We start from the raw sequence: 23,219 nt of genomic DNA, 5'->3' as shown, positions 1-23,219 counted from the left end.
AAATGAATAGCAGACAGACAATAACTCCACCTCGGTGGGCTCTTCGGTTCTTCCACTGGTTTTGTGACCCGGAATGTGCAGAAGACATTGAAGGGGACTTATTGGAGCGATTTGAAAAAAGACCATCAAGATGGTTTTTTATACTTGATGTAATTCGCCTTTTCCGTCCGGGAATAATTAAACCCGCTCGCAGCGGTCAAAAACTAAATAGCTACGGCATGATTTCTAATTATTACAAAGTGAGTATGCGCAACATACTCCGCAACAAAACATTCTCATTTCTAAACATCTCAGGCCTCAGTGTGGGCATAGCCAGCTGTATTCTGATCCTCATTTACGTGAATAATGAGCTATCGTATGACACCTACAATAGCAACTATGAAAACACGTACAGAGTCATACATTATTATGGTCAGCAAGGCGAACAGCCAGACTATACAAAGCTACCAACCAACGAGTATCAGGTATGGGGCAACGCTCCAGTCGCTCCGGCTATGAACAACTTCTTTCCGGAAGTAGACAAAATTTTTCGCTTTACAAGTGATTCTCCCTGGCTCATTTCGTACAATGGAATCACGCATTCTGAGTCAGATATTCTGTTTGCAGACTCCACTGCATTCGATGTTTTTGACTGGCCGCTTTTAGCAGGGGACCCAAAGACAGCCCTTGTAAGACCCAACACGGTAGTACTTACCAAAGCGGTGGCTAAAAAATACTTTGGTGACGAAAATCCGGTTGGGAAAACGGTAATTATGGATAATGAAGACCCATACGAGGTGACCGGTGTCATGGAAATTCCTACTAACTCTCATTTCTTCTTCAAAGGTTTCATCTCAATGAGTACATTCGAAAACTCCAGACCAAGCATATTCGACGCATGGGGGTATGTAGATTTCTATACTTACTTCACATTGAAGCCTGGTACTAGCATTGAGCAACTAACGGAAAAAATACCTGAATTTCTTGAGCTAAATTTTCCCAATAGCTTCAACTATAATATCGCTTTTGAACCGCTATCAGATGCATATCTACACTCAGAAGCCGGACGCCAGCCAGGCCCCGTTGGAAGCATAGGAAACATCTACATTTTCACCTCTGTCGCTATCTTTATTTTGTTGATTGCCTGCATCAACTTCATGAATCTTTCTACCGCCCGATCGGTGGAGCGTGCCAAAGAAGTGGCAATTCGAAAGACCATTGGCTCCCAGCGTAGCGCATTGATTTACCAGTTTCTTATCGAAGCAATACTTGTGACTTTCATTGCATCCATTCTTGCTGGAGTCCTTATTTTCTTTGGCCATTTATTGCTGGAGTTAGTTTCAGGTAAAACCTTACTCGTGGGGTGGCTTTTATCCATACAAAACATCTTCATCGGTTTGTTTGCTATCCTACTCATCGGCATTGTGGCAGGAAGCTACCCTGCATTTGTTCTTTCTACTTTCAAGCCAATCACTGTCTTGAAAGGTTCATTTAAAGCTTCTTCCAGTGGTATCTGGCTAAGAAAATCTCTTGTCGTACTCCAATTTGCATTATCGGTGATTCTATTGGCCGGTGCAGCAGTGGTTTCGTCTCAGTTGGACTTCCTTCAGAAACACGACATGGGTTTTGATTCAGAGCAAGTTTTGGTTGTTGATTTTGGCTATGATCCACTTGTTCAGCAGAAGCGCGAGTTCATTAAGCAGCAGTTTTTAAATCACGGTGACGTTGAGATGGTCTCCGTTTCACGTGCCACTCCTGGCGATTTTTTTCCCAATGCCGGAACAGGAGTTGCCGACCCCATCTCGGGAGAGATTGTCTACAAAGGTCCAGCCATCTTTGAAGTAGATGAAGATTTCATTCCTACTTACCAAATGAATATAGTGGCAGGACGAAATTTCTCAGATGACTTTCCGTTGGATTCCGCCAATGCCCTTCTATTGAACGAATCAGCTGCCAGACTTTTCGGATATCCCAATCCTCAAGATATCATTGGTAAGTCATTCGAACAATGGGGCAGAGAGGGAAAGGTCATTGGTGTGGTCGAAGATTTCAACTACGTATCATTGCATGAAGATGTGGAGCCTCTTTCCATTCGATTTGGAACCCGCTTTAATGTCTCTGTTATTTCACTGAAACTAAATAGTCAGGACTTCTCCAAAACACTCGCAGAGCTAGAAACGATCTGGAGGGATATCATTCCCCACAGACCTTTTGATACACGATTTGCTGATCAAAATTTCAACTCACAGTACGATGCTGACGAGCGCTTTGGGATGATCTTCTCCATATTCTCAGGTCTTGCAATATTCGTTGCATGTTTGGGGCTCTTTGGCTTGACCATTTATAGTACGGCACAACGCAACAAGGAGATTGGGGTAAGGAAAGTACTGGGCGCATCCACCGGAAGAATCATTGCATTGCTTTCAAAAGACTTCTTGACACCTTTTATTGTATCACTCATTATTTCAATACCAATATCCTGGTATGTGATGAATAGCTGGTTGGATGGGTTTGCCTACCGGATTACCTTAGGTTTTGAGGTGTTTGCCATCTCCGCATTAGCTACATTGATCGTCGCCTTTGCTACCATGAGCTTCAAAACGGTGAATGCTGCGCTAGCTAATCCTGTAGAATCCTTGAGAGATGAATAAAATGCCCCCAAAATATCCCCTGCGATTCTTCCGCTGGTTCTGCAATCCAGACTATGTGGAAGACATTGAAGGTGATTTATTAGAGCGATTTGAAAAAAGGACCAATGAGAAAAGACCATCACAATGGCTTTTTACGATGGATGTACTGAGGCTTTTTCGGCCAGGTATCATCCGAAATTTTGAAGAAAAAAAAGGACTTAATTATTACAGCATGTTTAAATCAATGTTCAAAATCGCATGGAGAAATGCGATTCGTCAAAAACAATTTACCGTACTGAATGTACTTGGCCTTACCATTGGTATTGCTACCTGCATTGTGATAGGCCTATACGTTTATGACGAAAGTACTTATGATCAATTCCATGCGAACGGCGATCGCATCTACCGAGTCAATCAGCCAAACATCTGGGGAGATTGGACCGAGCAAATCTCTACCACCGGACCAAATGTCGCCACAGCATTGAGGGAGGAAGCTCCAGAGTTTGAACAAATAACACGTGTACTAAGTCTTGGTGCTCAAACCGTAAGCTCTGGCTCAAGAAGTTCACATGCAACCGTGTTTAAAGAATTGCAATTTTATGGCGCGGAGGAAAATTTCCTCAAGGTGTTCTCATTTGAATTGCTTGAAGGAGATGCAAAAACTGCACTCAATGAGCCAATGAGTATAATACTTACCTATGAGACTGCAAAAAGGTACTTCGGTGAAGATTACACACCATCTGAAGCAATTGGTAAATCAATAGAGGTTAAAGACTGGGACAATACTTGGGCAACCTATTTCGTGACTGGAATATTAGCTGATGTTCCAACCAAATCGCACCTGCAATTTGATATGCTTGTGTCGCTTAGCAGCTTTCCCGAAATGATGCAGGCCCATGGTTGGAAATGGATTTGGAATGCGTTTGCTACTTATGGCCTTGTCGTTGAGGGCACTGACATTCCATCCCTCATCAACAAACTTCAGGCAATCCCATCAAAGTGGGCAGCTCCTACCACAGAGCAGATTTTCAATCAGACGGTCGAAGAATTTACAGGAGGCCATCCATGGAGATTGGATCTTCAGCCACTGAACGAACTCTATATCTCTGGATCTCCTTCAAATGCTTTCGGACCAACGGGTAATCCAGAATTCATTAAAATATTTAGTGCTATTGGTTTACTTGTTCTCCTATTATCTACCATCAATTTCATGAACCTCTCAACTGCCAGATCTTCCAACCGAGCGAAGGAGGTAGGCATTAGAAAAGTACTGGGGTCAGAAAGAAAGGCCTTGTTGTATCAGTTCATCTTTGAATCTGTATTTTTTGCTTCGATAAGCACCCTGCTGGCCATTGTAACTGTCCACTTCTCCCTTGATGCATTCAATGCACTGGCCGACAAAAACATTGAATTAACCGTGCATTTAAATAACCCTATTTTTTATGGGATTATCATTGGATTTATTCTGGTCATCGGAACTTTTGCAGGAAGCTATCCTGCTTTCTACCTCTCTTCATTCAACCCAATCGAAACATTAAAAGGAAAAGTCAGCGCGGGGTTCAAGGGTAAAGGAATTAGAAATGGGCTGGTTATTTTCCAGTTCACTATTTCAATTGCGTTAATCGTGTGTACGTTTTTCGTGCAGAAACAACTGGCTTACGCTTCTTCAATGGATGTCGGATTTGCAAAAGATAACGTCCTGCAAATACACAACATCGAGCAAATGGGATTTGATACAGAAAAGCTGAAAGTGCAACTGGAATCCAATCCTGCCTTTACGAAAGTGGGGAAATCATTTGGGCTTCCACCACGAGTCTCTTCGGGAGATAGGTACAAAACTCCTGGTGCTGAAAGTGACGTATTCCAATTGAGGAATCTCCGCACTGAAGAGGACTACCTCGATCTCCTAGGAGTGGAGTTTCTTGCCGGTCGAAATTTTGATCCGTCACGCCCGAATGACAAATACAAAGTAGTCCTCAATGCTGAGGCTGTTCGCATATTGGGCTGGGGATCAGCGGAATCTCTCAGCAGTGATTCACCGATCGGAAAAAAACTAGCTCTGGCATCCGGAGACGAAGATGAGTTTGAGGTCATCGGTATAGTGAAGGATTTCAATTTTAACAGCGTAAAGCAGGAGATTCTCCCTCTGGTGATTATCCATCAACTGAACGATAGAGTGTGGGATTATGGCAGAGGCTTGTCTTATTATTCCATGAGAATCAATCCTGAAAAGATTACAAACAGTGAAGATCTTGAACTACTCATTGAAAGTGTAAAAAATGAAATGGCAGAAGTGGATGCTTCAGTGCCATTCGAGTACAGTTTCATGGATCAGGATTTTGAAAATACGTTCCGCTCTGAGCAGCGCATGGGACAGATATTAAATCTATTTACTTTCATGGCCTTGATTATTGCCTGCCTAGGCTTGTTTGGTCTTGCTGCCTTCTCAGCAGAACAACGAACAAAAGAATTGGGAATTAGAAAAGTATTGGGCGCCAGAGTTTCTGAGCTTGTTATTACATTCTCCACGGAATTCACCAAACTCATCCTTATCGCCATTCTTATTGCTTCACCAATTGCATACTTTCTTGTGGATGGCTGGCTTGAAAATTTTGCTTATAGAACACCCATTGACCTTTGGGTTTTTGCCGTAGCGACGATGGCGGCATTAGTTATTGCGATAGCGACGATTAGTTTTCAGTCGCTCAGAGCAGCTAACAGAAATCCGGTAGAATCGCTGAAAGATGAGTAAGCGACCACCAAAATATCTCCTGCGATTCTTTCGCTGGTTCTGCCACCCTGACTGTGTAGAAGATATCGAGGGTGATTTGCGGGAGCGATTTGATAGAATGCCATCCAGATGGCGGTTTGCATTCGAGGTAATTAAGCTACTACGCCCATCTTTAATAAAGCCTGTCAGTGTCGGGAAAAAACTCAATTACTACGGTATGATAACACATCACATAAAATCTGGCTGGAGAAGCATTTTGAAGCATAAATCTTTTTCCAGCATCAACATTATCGGACTTTCAACAGGTGTAGCGGTCTGCCTGGTCACGCTTATCTTTTATCGCTACGAAACCAGTTTTGATGATTATCACCAATACGCAGACCAAACCTATCGGGTAGTTCAGCATACCCAAAGAGGTGACGAGGAGCTCTATTGGAATACGACAGCTTACCCACTTGCTGAAGCACTTAGAAATGACTTCCCGGATTTTGCTGAAGTGACACAAACAGCGGGACCTATGAAGCGCTTGTTTAAACTCGAGGGAGGTGGCGATGAAAAGGTGGTGCGATTTGAAGAGGAGCATGTACTTTTCGTCGATCATACATATCCTGAGGTATTTGATTTTGAATGGCTCGCAGGTGACAAGACCACTGCTTTAAAAGCACCAAATGCGGTGGTTATTTCAGCGCAAATAGCAAAGAAATGCTTTGGTGACAATTCCAATCCATCCTCAGCTATAGGACATACACTCTTACTCAATAACAATGATCCGCTAGTCATTACGGGTGTCATCAAGAATCCACCCAGAAATACAACTCTAAAGGGCAACATGCTTGTCTCGTATCAGTTTTTCAAAAAACATAATCCCTATCCAACAGGGAACTGGTCAGGTAATTACCGGGGAACAACATTCGTGGTGTTGGATCCTTCATTGGATCAGCAAGGCACAACTGCCAAGATCAATGGCTGGAAGCAAAAATATTTGTCTTCAGAGGATGATGAAATTATTAGCTACAAACTGCAACCTCTCAAAGAAATCCATACAGAAACAAAGTATGGAGTTGCTCCCGGCGCTTATCAGATTTCTAAGGCTATGCTCAATACTTCGTTGGTGGTAGCAGTATTTATCCTCTTCATAGCCGTAGTAAATTTTGTCAATTTAGTTACCGCCAGAGCAAGCACACGTTCTAAGGAAGTCGGCATACGAAAAGCCATTGGTGGGTCAAAGACAGCTTTGCTTTCGCAGTTTTTAGTAGAAAATAGCCTTTTGGTGATAATTTCGATGGGGCTGGCATTGGTACTTTCTGTCATCTTGCTCGACGAGGTAAATGTGCTGCTAGCAGGTATCGGCATGAACCTTTTCTTTCAATGGGAAGACATGCTAATTGGTCTCGGCCTCTGTTTTGTCATTATTCTGTTATCAGCGCTATACCCTTCATATGTGCTTTCGTCTTACAAGCCTGTCCATATCAGCAGCATAGGAATTAAGGGAAGTATGAAAGGCTTGGGGTTTAGAAAAAGTCTCACGTTCACCCAATTCACGCTCGTCCAAATTTTCATCATTTCTGCCCTAATTGTCGGCTCACAGCTTCATTACCTCAATTCAAAAACTTTAGGTTTCGACTCAGATCAAATAGTAATGATCCCTGTTCCAAGTGGCGACAAAGTAGAGTTGCTCAGCTCACTTCTAAAAGACAAAAGTGATGTACGTGGTGCTTCAATTGGCTCTGGTCCACCCATGGCTGTTGAGGACTTTACATTGGGGACTACTTATCGCCATCCTCATCAGGAGCAAAATGATGGAATGAGTGCAGAAATGAAAATTGCTGATCCCAGCTACCTTTCATTGTATTCTTTAGAATTGATCGCCGGACGTAATTTCAGAGAAAATAAAGCACGTTTTGATGAGTTCATCATCAATAGGAAAATGGCCAAATCGCTCGGTTGGTCTCCGGAGGAAGCTCTGGGTAAAAAAGTAGCCATCAATGAAGGTGAAGCAACAGTCGTGGGCGTTATGGAAGACTTTCACAATCACTCTTTGAAAAACGAATTGACACCTTTGGTACTTATGAACTGGGAAGCGTGGAGATGGCAGGCATCAGTCAAAATCAGTTCCTTTGAAGGATTAATTGCTGTTGAAGAAACATGGGAATCGGTATTCCCAGATCAAATTTTTAGCTATCGCTTTCTGGATGACTCCATAGCGAAGGAGTACGTCATCGAGCAGATGATATTCAAAGGGTTTCGATTCTTATCTGTACTCGTCATTTTAATTGGTTGCCTGGGTCTGCTAGGCCTGGTATCGTTTATCACACTTCAAAAGACCAAAGAAATAGGGGTCCGCAAAGTTTTAGGTGCAAGCGTTGGCCAAATCATCCGCATGTTCACCCGAAATTTTGCCATGATCATTGTAGCTGGGTTCGTGATCGCTATTCCGATCGTGTATTATTTCATGAGCCAATGGTTGAACTCCTTTAACTATCGCATTTCGATCTCCATTTGGATGTTTATCGGTGGTGGACTCATCACACTGACCTTGGGCATAACAGTCTCGATATTGAGGTCACTGAAAGCTGCGAGAGTCAATCCTGTTGATTCTTTAAGAAATGAATAGAGTGAATCCACCAAAATATCCTTTGCGATTCTTCCGGTGGTTCTGCCATCCGGATTACGTAGAAGACATAGAAGGCGATCTTTTGGAGCGGTTTGAAAAAAGGCAATCCAGGTTGTTTTTTACGCTGGATGTACTGAGACTCTTCAGACCCGGCATCATTAAAGATTTTGAAGGATCACAAAAACTTAATTATTACGGTATGTTAAAATACAATCTTAAAGTAGCACTTCGAGGTTTTTTCCGATTCAAGGCCTCCTTTTTAATCAATTTGATTGGGCTCTCCAGCGGATTACTTTGTGTTTTTCTTATTTACCTGTGGGTCAACAGTGAAATGACCATTGATAAATTTCATGCGAATGATGAACGACTTTATCAGGTAAAGCAAAACATCAATATCATCAATAAGGTGGAAACGATTGATGCTGCGCCTGCCTTGCTAAGCAAAGTACTTAAAGAGGAGCTTCCAGGGGTTGAAAATGCAACCGCTATAATTCCTCACGGCACCTATGGCACAGGTGGCATTGTCCAGTTCGAAGACAAGAGGTTGAAAGTGATGGATCAATTTGCTACCGAGACTTTCTTCGAGGTGTTTTCATTTCCGCTCAAAAAAGGATTGCCTCATCAGGTGCTAGCAGACAAGCAAAACGTAGTGCTTTCAGAAGACTTGGCGATAAAGTTGTTCGGAAAAGAAGTAGATCCAATAGGAAAGCAGATCGTGTGGGAAAAGAGAGGCAAGACAAAAACCTATTTTGTATCCGGTGTATTTGAAAATGTTCCTGCCAATTCCACGCTGCAGTTTAACCTTGTTTTCTCATTGGAAAATTTCCTCGACAGATACCCCCACATCCGTGATTGGGGGAATAGTGATCCGAGAACTTTTATTGTACTCGATGAGAATGCAGATGCTGCTGTCATCAATAACAAAATCAACAAGCTAATTAAACAAAAATGGGAAGGCTACAGGCATTCATTTTTAGTCCAAAAATTTTCTGAAATCTATTTGTATGGGACATACGAAAACGGCTTGCCACAAAAAGGGAGGATGCAATACGTGGAAATATTTTCGATAATTGCCGCTTTCATCTTATTAATCGCATGCATCAATTTCATGAATCTATCCACAGCTAGAGCATCAAGAAGGCTTAAAGAAATTGGTGTTAAAAAATCCATGGGAGTCAGCCGGTTCTCAATCGGAATCCAATTTGTATTCGAAGCTTTCCTCCTTTCACTTTTCTCACTAATTGTAGCATTGACAGTTGTTCAATTTTTCCTTCCGGTCTTTAATCGGATTGTAGATAAGAACCTGACATTACACGTTGATCTTCAATTCCTGTCTGTCTGTGGTATAGTGCTACTTGCCGTTACACTCCTTGCAGGCAGCTATCCTGCGCTCTACTTATCGGGGTTCAAACCTATCCAGATTCTCAAGGGTAAAATGACCAACTCCCTTAGCGATTTATGGATCAGAAAGGGGCTTGTGATTTTCCAGTTTTGTGCTACCTCCTTACTAATCAGCAGCGTGTTGGTCATTACTTCCCAAATCGATTACATCATGAATAAAAATTTGGGGTATGACAAAGAGCAGGTCATCTACTTCAACACTGATGGCAACATCGATGAGAATAGCTCAACCTTTATCCATGAGCTTAAGAAAATACCAGGAGTAGAAAATGCAGCGCTCTTCGGACACGATCTTTTAGGAGATAAGGGAATGACAACAGGCTTAAGCTGGGAGGGTAAAGATCCTGAAGCCAAAATTCGGTTCGCCAACCTGGAGATTGGTTATGATCTGATCGAGACATTCGGTATGGAGATGGTTCAAGGCAGGAGCTACTCCAATGCATTTGGAGATGAAAGCGCTAAAATCATCCTGAATGAGAAGGCCATTGAGGTAATGGGGCTTGAAGACCCCATTGGCAAAACCATCAAAATATGGAGGCGCGATCGGGAAATAATAGGTGTGGTCAAAAACTTTCATCTGGAATCACTTCATGATGAAATCCTTCCCTGTTTTATGCAGTACTATCCGGAACTTTCTTCGGTCATCATTCGGATTCATCCTCAAAACCAACTGGAAACCATAGCTCAGATTGAAGAATTATACCTACAGTTCAATCCGGAGCTAGGATTCAATTTCCGCTTCTTCGATCAGGAATACGAAGCATTGTACAAATCTGAAATGCAGATGTCCAACCTGTCACAATCATTTGCAATCATTGCAATCATCATTTCCTGCCTGGGTTTGTTTGGACTAGTGACCTTTACCGCCGAAAAGCGACAGAAGGAAATAGGTATCCGGAAAGTCCTTGGTGCGAGTGTGCGTCAATTGATGGTGCTTCTGTCTGCCGATTTTATGAAACTAATTTTCATTTCAATATTAATATCAGCACCCGTTAGCTACTTCCTTGTTCGATCCTGGATTAGCTCTTTTGTCTACAGGATAGACTTAAACATCAGCTATTTCCTTGCAGCAGGTCTGCTCTCGATCGCGATTGCACTATTGACTATCAGCACGCAAACCATTAAAACCGCGGCTGCAAATCCTGTGGACTCGCTAAAGGACCAATAAAAAGCAAGCTTTTTGAAAATGAAATCTCATCTCAATACTGCAATTAGGAAACAGCCTTCTATATCTTTCGTTAGGTATTGAATATCATGCTTAAGAACTTCCTTTTAATCACCCTCCGAAACATCTCAAAGAATAAAGGATCTTCTTATCTAAATATTGCCAGTCTGACATTTGGTACAGCTGTCTGTTTATTCATTTTCCACTACATCCACTTTGAGCTTACCTATGATGCAAAACCTTCAGAGAGCAACGTTTACAGGGTTGAGTCTCATATTTTTGACAATCAAGAGTTGTCTTATCAGGAGGCACGCACCAGCACGGATGCAGCTCCATTTTTAAAGCAAAAAGTTGCTGAAATAGTAGATTATACACGTTTGATTTCTTTTTCTGAAGAAGGGACGGGTCTGTTTAGGAAGCAAAAAAACGATAGCGCTTTCGTCAGTGTTTATATTCCTAAGGTATTCTACGCCGAAGCATCCATTTTCAATGTATTTCAATTACCTCTTGAAGATGGTAATCCGGTCACCTGCTTAAACCAAGCTAATTCAATTGTTATTTCTCATCAGACAGCCCATGAAGTATTTGAAAAGGAGCTTGCATCCGGTGTCTCAATCATTGGCAAAAAGCTTCTATCACCTGGAATCGGAAATGTCGTAGAAGAATTTGTTGTAACGGGGATTTTCGCTGACCGTCCGATCAATACACATTTGAAGTTCGATGCACTCGTGGCAAAGTCCATGGATAACAATGCTAATGGAGTTGCTTCACAAGAAAAAAGAAATACCTATTCCTATCTCACCATCGCTGATGTGGTTCCTACAGATTTAAAGAATGGAGTTGATTATCCAGAAAAAGGGAGCCCTAATAAACTAACAATCCGTCACATAAATGAGATTCATCTGGCTGCAAAGGTGTCCGGAAACCCGGAACCTAGTGCAAATAGTCGATTGCTCATTTTTTTATCCATAATCGCAATAATTGTCCTGCTGCTTGCTTCTACCAATCATACCAACAACTCAATCTTTAATTCGATAGATAGAGCCAAGGAAATTGGCGTAAGAAAACTCCTTGGCATAAAACCCAAGCAACTTTTTCTATCTTTAGTGGGAGAGGCTTTTTTGATCAACCTAATAGCCGTACTAATTTCAATTGTGATTTTTCGGATAGGTGTGCAGTTGGTTCAAGTAAACACTGACATTCCATACCCTTCATTCGAAGAGGCAAATATGGTCGCCTACTCAGGAGTTATTCTCTTGTTGCTAGCTATCAGCACCGTTCTTTCAGGGACATACCCGGCTTTTTACCTGACTTCATTGAGCCCTATAGCAGCTTTGAAAAGTAAGTATGAGCTTATGAGCTCAAGACAATTTAGTTCTGCTGGTCGAGTGATTAAGTATCTTTTAATTTTTCAACTAGGCATATCCATCTGTTTTCTATCGGGACTGTACATTGTCTATTCTCAGCTGGAATACCTTAAAAAGAAAGATCAATCCCCAATGGAGGTCGCTATTTCAGGTATTTTTCCGGGAGCCTCAGGAGCGGGTGAGAGATTTACGGAGGAAGCTTACTTTGGACTAAACGAATATCAAAAAACAAACGCCCTGGAATCATATGCGATCTCCAATCTCTATAAGGGTGAAATCAAGACCATTCAATGGTTACACCTTGATTCAATCGAAAATCCCGTCAGAATCAGCGTAGTGGATCATGGCTACATTAACGACTCAGATATCTCTTTTCTAGCAGGAAGAAATTTTCATTACACATTTGGTAGCGATGCTGGAAACGTGATCCTTACACATGAAGCTATGCGTTTAGCTGGTTACAATCACCCTGACAGTATTATAAATCAAAAGTTATTTTCCAAAGGTGGCAAGTGGAATGTCATTGGTGTGGTGAAGAATCGAAGCGCATTGATGGAGCCTGAGATCTTTGCGACTGGTTTCCGATACAAGACCTATGTGGACGTGGTTTTGAACTATCCCGGAGGCAGTGGGGAAAGCCTGATTCAGTTTCTTGATAAGAATGAGTACTATTTGTCGAAAGCTCTCCCTTTCTTTTCATTATTTAAGCGGAACTACCAAAATCAGGGAAATTCTGAAAAATATGTCATGCATATGTTTCTGTTTTTTTCAATCATGACCTTGGTGATAGCGAATATGGGCATGCTTGGATTATCCTCATTCATCGCTCAAAAGAGACAAAAAGAGATAGGTATTCGAAAAGTCCTTGGAGCTGAATCACCTCAGATTTTAGTGGTGCTCATTGCTGACTTTCTCAAACTTGTTGCACTCGCTTCACTCATTTCAATCCCACTCATCATCCTCGGGTCGCGCAAGTGGCTGGAGAACTACGCCTACCGGATCAATTTGGATCCTTCATTGATCGCGATTCCTCTACTGGTTGTGCTTCTTATTGCATTGGCTGTGGTCTCAGAAAAATGCTTCAAGCTAGCAGTGCTAAGTCCTTTGAAGTCCCTAAAAGAATAATTCCCAACTCTACAATTAGGAAATTACCCTTTGAATGCTTAAAATTGCAACACTGCAATTAGGAAAAAACCATGGGAAAATATCAATTAGGTGAATTTGAAGAGATTGTATTGCTTACTGTTGGTGTCTTATACGGAGATGCTTATGGGGTTTCCATTAAGCTCTCAATTGAAGAAAAACTCAATAGAAAAGTAAGCGTAGGTGCTCTTCAGTCTGCTTTGAAACGTCTGGAAGAGAAGCAATATCTTTCATCGAAAGAAGGTGAATCTACCAGTGAGCGTGGTGGCAGGCCAAAGCGTTATTTTTTGCTTACTTCTACTGGCAAGGCTGCAATCGAACATGCCAGGTCAATCAGGAATCAGCTTTACAATGAAATCCCAAGGGTAGCACTTGAGGTTAAAACAAGTAACTAATGGATAAGTCAGCTCCTCCGAAAATACTGCTGCGTTTCTTTCGCTGGTTTTGTCACCAAGACCTACTCAAGTATGTGGAGGGTGATTTAATAGAGCTTTTCCACTACAATAGCAAAAGAAAAGGCAAACGAGCAGCTAAGTGGTTATTCGCATGGGAAATAGTAAAGCTCATGCGTCCATCCCTGGTCAAAAACTTAGAAGGATTTCAAAAACTCAACTATTACGGCATGTTAAAGAATTATTTCATCACCTCATTTCGCTTCATTAAAAGAGAAAGAACGTTTGCATTCATGAACATTGCAGGCCTAGCCCTAGGCATTGCGTGTGCGATCGTGATATACAAAATACTGGATCACGAGCTGGGCTACAATAAGCAAAACGTCAATTATGATCGTATCTACCGGCTTATAAATGAGGATGTACGAACGGAAGGAACGGTATATAGGAGAGGACAGACACATCCGTTAGCCCATGCACTGAGAACAGAATTCCCATCCATCAATGCCGCCATGACCTTTTATGATAAAGATGGGCTGATTGGGATAGAAGATGTGGAGGGCAACATTCAGCGGTTTCAGGAAAAGGAAGGAGTTGTATTTGTTGAATCTCAATACCTGGAGCTTTTCACTCTACCATTTCTACACGGAGATGCAAGTTCCGCCCTGGATCAACCTGGCAAAGTCATCATTACCAGATCTAAGGCAAAAAAATATTTTGGTGTTAGTGAATACAACCTTCACGAGGCTGTAGGAAGGTCCTTGATTCTGGAAAACAAACAGACAGTATTTGTTTCTGCTATCGTTGAGAACCCGCCTACCAACACAGACTTTCCTTTCGAAGTAATTTTCCATTATCAGGATCAAGGTGCGGCAAACCCGTGGTTTTATGGGGGAAAAGAGTGGGGAGAATACAATAGCGCAACTAATTGTTGGGTGATGCTTCAGGAAGGAGCTTCGCATATCGAGTTGGAAAAACAGCTTGTTGCATTTGTAGACAAATACTTACCCGAACACGTAGCAGAAAAGAGAACTTATCGCTTACAAGCATTGTCAGACCTGCATTACAGTAGCTTGATAAGAAGAACGTATGCAGGCATTACATCTACCAAAAACGAGCTACTCGCACTTGGTATGGTAGGCTTGTTTCTTATCATCACTGCGTGCATCAACTTCGTGAATTTGTCTACTGCTCAGGCCGTAAAAAGGTCCAAAGAGGTGGGTGTTCGAAAAACCATGGGCAGCAGCAGAAGACAGCTTATTATACAGTTTCTCTGTGAGACCTTTCTAATCACGTTCTTCGCAACAATGGTTGGTGTATTGATTGCTTCCTTCCTGATTCAGCAGGTCGAAATGATTTTTTCCTACCAGCTTTCATTCAATGTATTCAGAGATTTAGATATCATGTATTTTCTGGGTTTGGTCGTCCTTGGCGTTACTGTCGTTGCAGGACTTTACCCATCCTTCGTTTTGGCCAAAATGGACCCGGTGCTAGCTATCAAGAATAGTTTGAACATAAAGCAAACATCAGGATTCTTATCCTTAAGAAGGATCTTGGTGATTTTTCAGTTTGCCATCTCCCAGATGCTGATTATAGGTATTCTTATCTTAACTGCTCAAGTGGACTATTTCATGAACAAGGATTTAGGATTTACTGCGGAATCAATTGTTACCGTAAAACTCCCTGAAAATGACTCAACGAAACAAATTGTTTTGCGGAATGAATTATTGAGCAATTCGGAGATAAAAGATGTGAGCTTTAGCACTTCCGGCCCCATGTCTAGCTGGCAGTCTTCCAATACTATTTTTCATCCAAACATAGAAGGGCAAGATCAAATTGGGAATCTGAAGAACGTTGATGAGAATTACTTCGCCCTATATGAGATTGATATCATAGCAGGAGAGCCATTTAATGATACCGACCCAAGTGATCATGCAGTGATCAACAGAAAACTGACACAAGTACTCGGGTTTGAAGACCCCGCTGAAGCCATTGGTGAGAGACTCAGGTTTGGTAGGGGATCATTAGAGTTTTTGGTAGTAGGGGTAGCTGAAGATTTTCATTCCTCCTCACTACGAGCAGATATGGAAAATGTATTTCTTGCCAATCAGTCATGGAATATTTTTCAGATGGGGGTCAAACTAAACACTGAAAAAGCAGGACGTGAAGAAATGCAGCGAACGATCCAGTTTATCGAGGAAAAATGGAAAAGCCACTTTCCGGAGCACGTTTTCGAGCTTGAATTTTACAATGAAAAGCTGGATAGTTTTTACAGTCTTGAGCAGAGTGTTGCCCAGGTTTTCCGAATATTCATGATCATAGCGATAGTGATTGGAGCATTGGGTCTATACGGACTAGTTGCCTTCATGGCCAATCAAAAAACCAAAGAGATAGGAATTCGAAAGGTAATGGGAGCATCCGAGCTTACTATTTGGAATATTTTTTCCAGGGAATTTTTGACTCTTCTAATCGTTGCTTTCGCCATTTCCGCACCTGCCTCTTACTTTCTGATGAATGCTGTGCTCGATAATTATGCGTACCGCGTTCCTATAGGACCTGGATTTTTTGTGTTGTCCATTCTCGCAAGCATCGCAATAGCTTTGCTCACGGTAGGATACAAATCCCTGAAAGTAGCAAGGGCTAATCCAATTTTATCCCTGCGAGATGAGTAAAACTACAATTGGCCTACACTAGTCAGACATAGGAGTTAACTTTAGCTCTTTGACTTACATAAGACATCACTCAATATGAAGTACTTCAGATCCATTTTGCTGGCCTTTCTAGTGGGCTCTTTTCTACCCAGCTTGTCTCAAGAGCTTGTGGATAAGGAAGAGTTGATTAAGGATTTAAATTATTTGGCCTCAGATGAACTCGGCGGAAGAGGAAATGGTAGCGAGGGAAATGAAAAAGCAAGAGAATTTATTGCCGATCGCTTTGAAGGATTAGCGTTAACGCCTCTTCAAGATCAGTACTTTCAACCTTTTTCCTTCACAACCAGGGCGGGTAGTAAGCAGGGTGTGAATGTGATCGGATGCATCAAAGGAGCGTCTGAAAAAAAGATCATTATAACTGCGCATTATGATCACCTCGGTATCAGAGGAGATAAAACCTTTAATGGCGCAGATGACAATGCCTCTGGCGTGGCTGGCATCTTGGCTATCGCACGATACTATTCCATTAATAAACCTAACAACACACTTATCTTCATCGCTTTTGATGCAGAAGAAATGGGCTTACAAGGAGCTCGACATTTCGTAAAAAATCTGCCGTTCAAAAAAACCGAAATACTCCTTAACGTCAACCTGGACATGGTCGGTAGAGATGATAATAATCGGATTTTTGCATCAGGTGGTTCTCATTATCCCCACCTACGGTCCGTGTTGGAAAAAATAAAAGAAAAAGCCCCTGTGACATTAATGATGGGCAATGACCAACCTTCGGATGGACATAACGATTGGACGCTCTCCTCCGATCATGGCCCCTTTCATCAGAAAGGCATTCCGTTCATTTACTTTGGAGTAGAAGACCACCCAGACTACCACAAAGACACAGATACTGCAGACAAAATAAAGCCTGCTTTTTTTCAAAGTACGGTCACAACTATCCTACAAACAGTGGATGAAATCGATCAAACTATTAGATAGTACCCCCGAGCATTTTTTCAAATCTTAGATCTATTAGGAGATTGGTAAAAGCTGATCGACTTATTAGAGAGGGATTCACAAAGTTAATTACTACTATAAAAATAGTTTAATTACTATAATTATAGTTATGTTTGGCTCATGCTAAGAACCAACCTTAAAATTGCCTCCAGAAATTTAATGAAGCGCAAGGGCTTCACCCTTATCAACTCCGTAAGCCTATCCATTGGACTCACTGGCTGCATCCTCATAACATTATTTGTCCAGCATGAATATTCGTACGATGAGTTTTTCGAAGGCTCAGATCGAATTTACCGAATGGTGGAGCAACGAATATCCCCTGAGAGCACGGTCGTACACAGTAATGTTCCATATTCTTTCGTGGGAACAGTTCCCCAAGATTACCCTGAGGTAGAGGTAGCCACTGCGGTTGCAGGCCCCTTTTCTAATCAGAATGTTTCCATCTTAAACAAAAATGAAGAGCGGATCCATTTTCTCGAGGACCATGCAATAATTGCTGACAGTAACTTCTTCAAGGTTCTAAGTTTTGAAATGATCAGCGGAGACAAAAACTCTGCTTTGAAGAATCCAAACAGCGTTGTTTTAAGTGAAAGTACGGCTAAGCGTTTCTTCGGTGAAGAAGACCCTTTAGGTAAGCCCATTTCTATTGGCCGAAGAAGTTCTGTAGTGTCCGGAGTGTGTCAGGATCCACCTGCCAATTCGCACTTCAAGTTCTCGTATATCGTATCCTCTACCACAGTAAGGTGGTTCAGTCAAGACAAATTCAACCTTAGATATGCTAAATGCTATTTCAAATTGAAGCCTTATGCCAATCCAAAAGCCCTGGAAGACAAATTTCCAACAATGGTTGACACCTACCTTGCCAAAGAAATAGAGCGGATAAATAAAGTTTCTTGGGACGAATACCGACAGGCAGGAAATGGGTACAACTATTTTTTACGCCCGCTTACCTCTGTTCATCTTGATCCTGAAATAGCTAGTGGAATGAAGGCCGGGGGCAACTCAACCATGCTTAAGGTACTCATCGCCGTGGCCTTACTCATCTTCATTATCGCCTGCATCAACTTCATGAATCTTTCCACTGCAAGATCTATGGAACGTGCACGCGAGGTTGGAGTAAGAAAAGTCATGGGATCTCTAAAACATCAGTTGATCCTTCAATTTCTATCCGAATCATTCATCATTAGCTTCATAGGAGTTGCATTGGCTCTTGGTATAACGATCGTGACTATTCCTCTTTTCAACACCCTTTTTGATTCTGCAATTCGTTTCCCACAAACAATTAGTACTCCCATTGTCTTATTTTGTCTGACCCTTTTCATATCAATCTTGGCTGGATTATATCCCGCTTTTGTCCTCTCGGCTTATAAACCTGTACAGGCTTTGAAGGGTAAAATAACATCCACCCAGAAAGGTACAAGGGTGAAAAATGGGCTTGTCGGATTCCAGTTTTGGATCTCCATCATGCTAATGATTAGCACGCTTGTATTTCAAAAACAAATTCACTTTTTGGAGAACAAAGACCTTGGCTTTGACAAAGATAAACTTCTGGTTATTGAGGGAACTTTTCACATGGATCCAAACTATACCCGTCCATTCTTAGAAGAAGCCAGATCGATCCCGGGAGTAAAGGAAACGGCAGGTACGCTTTGGGTTCAGGGGTTTCAGGGCACATGGTCGGATGAATACAGCGTGGAAAACTCGTCCATTGTTCATTCCATTCGGCGGGTGCCTATAGGTGATCGTATGGGCGAGGTTATGAATTTCGAATTAATCGATGGTGAATTCTTTTCAGATCAAAAAAATGATGAGCATTTTGTCATGCTAAATCAGGCTGCGGTCGATGCTTTTGGTATTGAAGATCCAATTGGGAAAACCATCAATATGATCACACATGATGAAGGTTCCTTGGAAAAGACAGGGTTTAAAGTCAAAGGAGTAATCAAAAATTTCAACTATCAATCACTGAGAAATGAGGTTGAGCCACTTGTTATACAAAGCAACGAAAAATTTGCTGGTCGAATGTCCTATATCCTAGCAAAGGTCAGCGGCAATAACATCAGTCAAACGATTCATCTATTGGAAGAAAAGTGGAAAGAAACCATTTCCGATCGAGCTTTTACCTATCGTTTTTTAGATGATACACTGCGCATGAATTATGAGAGTGAAAGAAATCTAGCCACCATCTTTTCACTGTTTTCCGGACTCAGTATTTTCATTGCTGGAATTGGTCTATTTGGATTATCAGCCTACACTGTCACTTTGAGAAAAAAAGAAATTGGAATTCGTAAGGTTATTGGAGCAAGTATCTCTGGCATCCTGCTGCTGCTCTCAAAAGACTTTGTTAAGATTATCACACTATCATTTTTGTTAGCCATTCCTATTGCCTGGTATACGATGGAATATTGGTTGCAAGATTTTGCCTACCGAATCAGTGTTCCTATTGATGCTTTCATCATTGCCGGATTATGCAGCATAGTTATCAGCTGGATAACCATTGGCTCACAGGGGATCAAAGCCGCCCTGACTAACCCCATTGAATCATTGAAAGATGAATAAAAACCAATTTCCTCACTCAAAACCGCAAAAGAATGGCGAGCACAAAATTGAAAGTGCTATAGAAGTAGTCACTTCAATGATGTTAGCGCATGGTGGTAAGGATTTTGCTTGAGTAGACACATTCAACTAACCTATATTGCAATGAGGCTAATTTCCTACCTATCGATCTTCATCCTCCATTTTGTACTTTATGGACAGACTAATACGAAATTCACTACGCTGAAGAGTGCGCTAAATGAACCCGAAAAAGCAAAATGGCTGGAGCTTAATTGCAAGGATGAGCAACCACTAAGTCAACTTGAGCAACTAGTCAATGTACAGCAATTGTACCTCAAAGATTGTGCTTTGAAGGAACTCCCGAAAGAAATAGGTAAGCTTCAAAAACTAACACTTCTCAATGTTCAAAACAATCAACTGACATTTTTGTCAGCGGAACTTGAAGCCCTTGCCAACTTATCGGTAATCAACTTGAGAGGAAATGATTTTGAAAAATTTCCATCGGTCATAACTAAACTTCCAAAGCTTCGAGAAATTGATTTAACGGACAACGCTAAGCTAGATTTCTCAGATGTTATTGAGCAACTCCAGCAAGTAGAAAAACTGGACTTTCTCTATCTAAGTGAAAACAATCTCACGACACTTCCAGAACAGTTGAGTCTGCTAAATGCACTCCAGGAACTCCACCTGACAAACAACCCAAATTTAGATCTGACCCAAGCTTTTTCAGTTCTTAGTAAAACAGCAAGTCTTAAAATACTGGTATTGGATGAAAACCAAATAACCGGCATACCCAGTAGTCTTTCGAAAATGACGCAACTTGAGGGTTTAGTGCTCGATGGCAATCCTAACATCCGACTCGATCAGCTTTCGAATCAGTTGGAAAAACTTCAAGGATTGAAAGTCTTGCTTCTGAGGAATAGTCAAATTGAGAAGCTTCCGGAAAACCTGGATGCATTCAATAAATTGGCAGTATTGGAACTCAGCGGCAATCGCTTCTCTGAAACTGAACAAGCCAGAATCAAAAATGGGCTTCCTGACACCAATGTGGTCTTCTGAATTACAGCAGATCTAATTCATGTTTGTAGTCCGCCTGCAGATCTTCATGTAACCCAGATAGTGCTTTTTCTATTCGCTTGATCTCACGATGATATAGGTTATTGATTGTCGTATGCCGGGAGATCGCGATACCAGATGATTTTATGCACTGGCAGAAATACAGCCTTACCTCTACTTCTGTATGCTTATGACCGGAATAGCGAAGCGATTTATTCAGTGAGCGTACAATTTTCTGAAGACCTTTTTTTACGTAATAAAGGTGACTCATATTGATCTCGCCCATCATATCATCAATGTCTAGCTTCAGAAGATCGATGTAGGAAGCTTCATCACCTGCCTCAAAAAGTAAATACGTCAGTAGTTCTTTATTGTCCTTTTTGAATCGGCCAAGTCGCAAGCAAATGGCGAGGACTTCCTCAGGCGTCCGCTGCTTCAATTCTTTCTTGATGTCTGCCAATGATGCTGCTTTCATTAATCGCTTTTTAAAAACTTAAATAAGTTAAAGATACAAGCCATGTTAAATGGATAACCACGAAAAGTAAATCTCGTTTGTCTTATTTTGCTTTAAACACTTTGCCAGGTTCTCATAGTTCGGAATGTTATACAGCAAACTACTTTTTTTCTTTGGTGCATTGGGTGCTTTTAACGTCTTCCTCATAGGAAGTTACTTCGGCTTATTCAAAAACAATCGTACCAGCGCCGATTACACCTTGTCAATGTTATCAATCCTCTTAGCATTAAGAGTGGGCATATCCTGTATCTACTACTTCGGAAAAGTCCCTGATGAAATTGTCCAGACTGGACTAACAGCAAGTTTGCTGATGGGACCCGCACTCTTTTACCTTGTCCGCTCTCACCTGCATCCTGAAAAGAGGTTTACATCGCATGACCTGACCCATATGCTCTTTCTGGTGTTTGGGCTAACCCTTGCATGGGTTTCTTTTGATTTTCTCTCATGGGATTGGACATTACGTTTTGTATTTCACGGAGTTTTGACGGCTTATATCCTTGGGACAGCCATCCGTTGGAGAACGCATATTTACCATTCGCTCATTCGAAAAAGCGCACCCAATAAAATTGCGCTGCGAGGAATCACAATCTATTTTGCCACAGTGCTGGCTTGCATAGGTTTTGCCATCTCTTTGTTTACTAGCTACATCCTCGGGCCTCTTATTTTTTCGGTGGTGCTCTATCTAACCATAGGTATTCTACTGAAAGCTGAGCGCTCGGAAAGGAGCGCTTACCGTCAAAAGCAGATTGACAAAGAGCAATTCGAAAGACTAAACCACAAACTGACTCAGCTAATGGAAGTCGAAAAAGCTTATCAAGACCCAAATCTCAAGCTCGAGCCACTGGCTTCAAGTCTTTCCATCAGTAAGCATCTTCTGTCCCAACTTTTGAATGATAATTTAGATCAGAGTTTTAATCAATACATCAATTCATATAGAATCAACGCAGCCTGTAAACTGCTTGCTGAGGATAAACCATACAGCATGGAAGCCGTAGGCTATGAGGTAGGTTTTCATTCACGGTCCTCGTTTTTCTCCACGTTTAAGAAAATCAAAGGGGTGACTCCCTCTCAATATAAACAGCAGCAATAAGTCCTTTTTGATCATTTCGGACTCCTATTCTATCATTTTGGTCTCATAATTGGGAACAAGCGGACAGATTTAGGATAAAAACTATGAGAAAAGTGACTATTCTATCCATTGCTCTTGCAATCCAAACCATCGTATTGTCTGCACAAACCAATCAGCAAAGTAAACCCTCCATCATTAAGATTTCCAAAGAATTACTAGCCGGAGAAGGTCTCAGCGCAATAAAGCAGGAAGATCCAGAGCGAAGATTTTTTCAGAAAAGGGTCTACAACGGAACAGACTTGGCCGTCTATATGGTAGCTATTGGATCTGGAATCACCAACGAGTTTGAAAGCTTTCCCATGGAAGAATTCATCTTTTGGAAGAATGGAAAAGCTCTGGTCGAACCCATCAACGAAGAGGCCTTTCCAATCTTTGCCGGAGACTATTTCATTCAGGCCAAGGGATTTCAAGGCAAATGGAATTTTATTGGAGACGGTGAATTGCACCTAGAACTTTCCGTCATTGCCAGAAACAGATCAGCATCATCGGGGCCTTCTCCGATTTCTAAAGCCTTGGTCATCGATCGTGACCTTTTATCCGGGGTTTCAAATAAAAAGGAAATTTATACCGGCGTTGAACTTACAGTAAACATGCTCACAGCCGGCAAATTGGAATTTGAAGGAACCACAAAAGAGCGAATGCTTCATATCGTAAATGGTGTGATTACCATTACTCAAAGTGGTGAGGAGCCGATCAAATGCTATCCTGGGGAATTCATCATACTGCGAGAAGGCTTTGAAGGAAGGTGGGAATCTCAGAGTCTGCAACCTCTCCGGATTCTCGAAATCTATCGATCGTAGATTCTAACGCACAACAAATAAGGGCATCAGGACGATCCAGATGTCTTTTTTTATGCTCAAAAAACAAGTGATTCATTTCA

13 protein-coding genes are annotated in these 23,219 nt (G+C 41.7%); 12 read left to right on the top strand and 1 reads right to left on the bottom strand.

What is annotated here, in order from left to right:
- Window positions 1-2 precede the first annotated feature (2 nt).
- The 10 genes from ABJF57_RS05230 to ABJF57_RS05185 all read left to right on the top strand — a co-directional run bounded on the left by ABJF57_RS05230 (window position 3) and on the right by ABJF57_RS05185 (window position 20,699).
- The gene (locus tag ABJF57_RS05230; RefSeq protein WP_462230508.1) at window positions 3-2,630 is read left to right on the top strand and encodes an ABC transporter permease; all 2,628 of its coding nucleotides are present in this window, start codon (window positions 3-5) and stop codon (window positions 2,628-2,630) included.
- Entirely contained in the window at window positions 2,623-5,361 is a 2,739-nt protein-coding gene (locus tag ABJF57_RS05225; protein WP_462230510.1) for an ABC transporter permease, read from the top strand. The genes ABJF57_RS05230 and ABJF57_RS05225 overlap by 8 nt, the downstream gene beginning before the upstream one ends.
- Window positions 5,354-7,954: an ABC transporter permease gene (locus ABJF57_RS05220; protein ID WP_462230511.1), complete on the top strand. Its 2,601-nt coding sequence runs from the start codon at window positions 5,354-5,356 to the stop codon at window positions 7,952-7,954. Before ABJF57_RS05225 ends, ABJF57_RS05220 begins: the two co-directional genes overlap by 8 nt.
- The gene (locus ABJF57_RS05215; protein ID WP_462230513.1) at window positions 7,947-10,523 is read left to right on the top strand and encodes an ABC transporter permease; all 2,577 of its coding nucleotides are present in this window, start codon (window positions 7,947-7,949) and stop codon (window positions 10,521-10,523) included. Before ABJF57_RS05220 ends, ABJF57_RS05215 begins: the two co-directional genes overlap by 8 nt.
- 86 nt (window positions 10,524-10,609) lie before the next feature.
- Window positions 10,610-13,012 carry an ABC transporter permease gene (locus tag ABJF57_RS05210; protein ID WP_462230515.1) on the top strand — a complete coding sequence of 801 codons (2,403 nt, stop codon included), beginning with the start codon at window positions 10,610-10,612 and terminating at the stop codon, window positions 13,010-13,012.
- A 71-nt stretch (window positions 13,013-13,083) separates the two neighbouring features.
- Window positions 13,084-13,425: a PadR family transcriptional regulator gene (locus tag ABJF57_RS05205; RefSeq protein ID WP_462230517.1), complete on the top strand. Its 342-nt coding sequence runs from the start codon at window positions 13,084-13,086 to the stop codon at window positions 13,423-13,425.
- A complete protein-coding gene (locus tag ABJF57_RS05200) occupies window positions 13,425-16,094 on the top strand; it encodes an FtsX-like permease family protein (protein ID WP_462230519.1) in 2,670 nt (889 codons plus the stop codon). Before ABJF57_RS05205 ends, ABJF57_RS05200 begins: the two co-directional genes overlap by 1 nt.
- 75 nt (window positions 16,095-16,169) lie before the next feature.
- Window positions 16,170-17,066, top strand: a complete 897-nt coding sequence (locus ABJF57_RS05195) for a M28 family peptidase (RefSeq protein ID WP_462230521.1) — start codon at window positions 16,170-16,172, stop codon at window positions 17,064-17,066.
- A 138-nt stretch (window positions 17,067-17,204) separates the two neighbouring features.
- Window positions 17,205-19,643 carry an ABC transporter permease gene (locus ABJF57_RS05190; protein WP_462230523.1) on the top strand — a complete coding sequence of 813 codons (2,439 nt, stop codon included), beginning with the start codon at window positions 17,205-17,207 and terminating at the stop codon, window positions 19,641-19,643.
- A gap of 141 nt (window positions 19,644-19,784) precedes the next feature.
- Window positions 19,785-20,699 carry a leucine-rich repeat domain-containing protein gene (locus ABJF57_RS05185; protein ID WP_462230525.1) on the top strand — a complete coding sequence of 305 codons (915 nt, stop codon included), beginning with the start codon at window positions 19,785-19,787 and terminating at the stop codon, window positions 20,697-20,699.
- A gap of 1 nt (window position 20,700) precedes the next feature.
- On the opposite strand, the gene ABJF57_RS05180 is transcribed toward ABJF57_RS05185, so the two are convergent.
- Window positions 20,701-21,171 (bottom strand): hypothetical protein, encoded by a 471-nt coding sequence (locus ABJF57_RS05180; protein WP_462230527.1) that lies wholly within the window; start codon window positions 21,169-21,171, stop codon window positions 20,701-20,703.
- A 124-nt stretch (window positions 21,172-21,295) separates the two neighbouring features.
- Between ABJF57_RS05180 and ABJF57_RS05175 the strand changes: the two genes are divergently transcribed.
- A complete protein-coding gene (locus tag ABJF57_RS05175; protein ID WP_462230529.1) occupies window positions 21,296-22,300 on the top strand; it encodes a helix-turn-helix domain-containing protein in 1,005 nt (334 codons plus the stop codon).
- Window positions 22,301-22,383: 83 nt separating this feature from the next.
- Window positions 22,384-23,139: a cupin domain-containing protein gene (locus ABJF57_RS05170; RefSeq protein ID WP_462230531.1), complete on the top strand. Its 756-nt coding sequence runs from the start codon at window positions 22,384-22,386 to the stop codon at window positions 23,137-23,139.
- Window positions 23,140-23,219 lie beyond the last annotated feature (80 nt).

The organism is Ekhidna sp. (assembly GCF_039940915.1).
Lineage (GTDB): Bacteria > Bacteroidota > Bacteroidia > Cytophagales > Cyclobacteriaceae > Ekhidna.
Note: the sequence above shows the minus strand (reverse complement) of the source record. Positions and strands in the feature narration are given on the sequence as shown.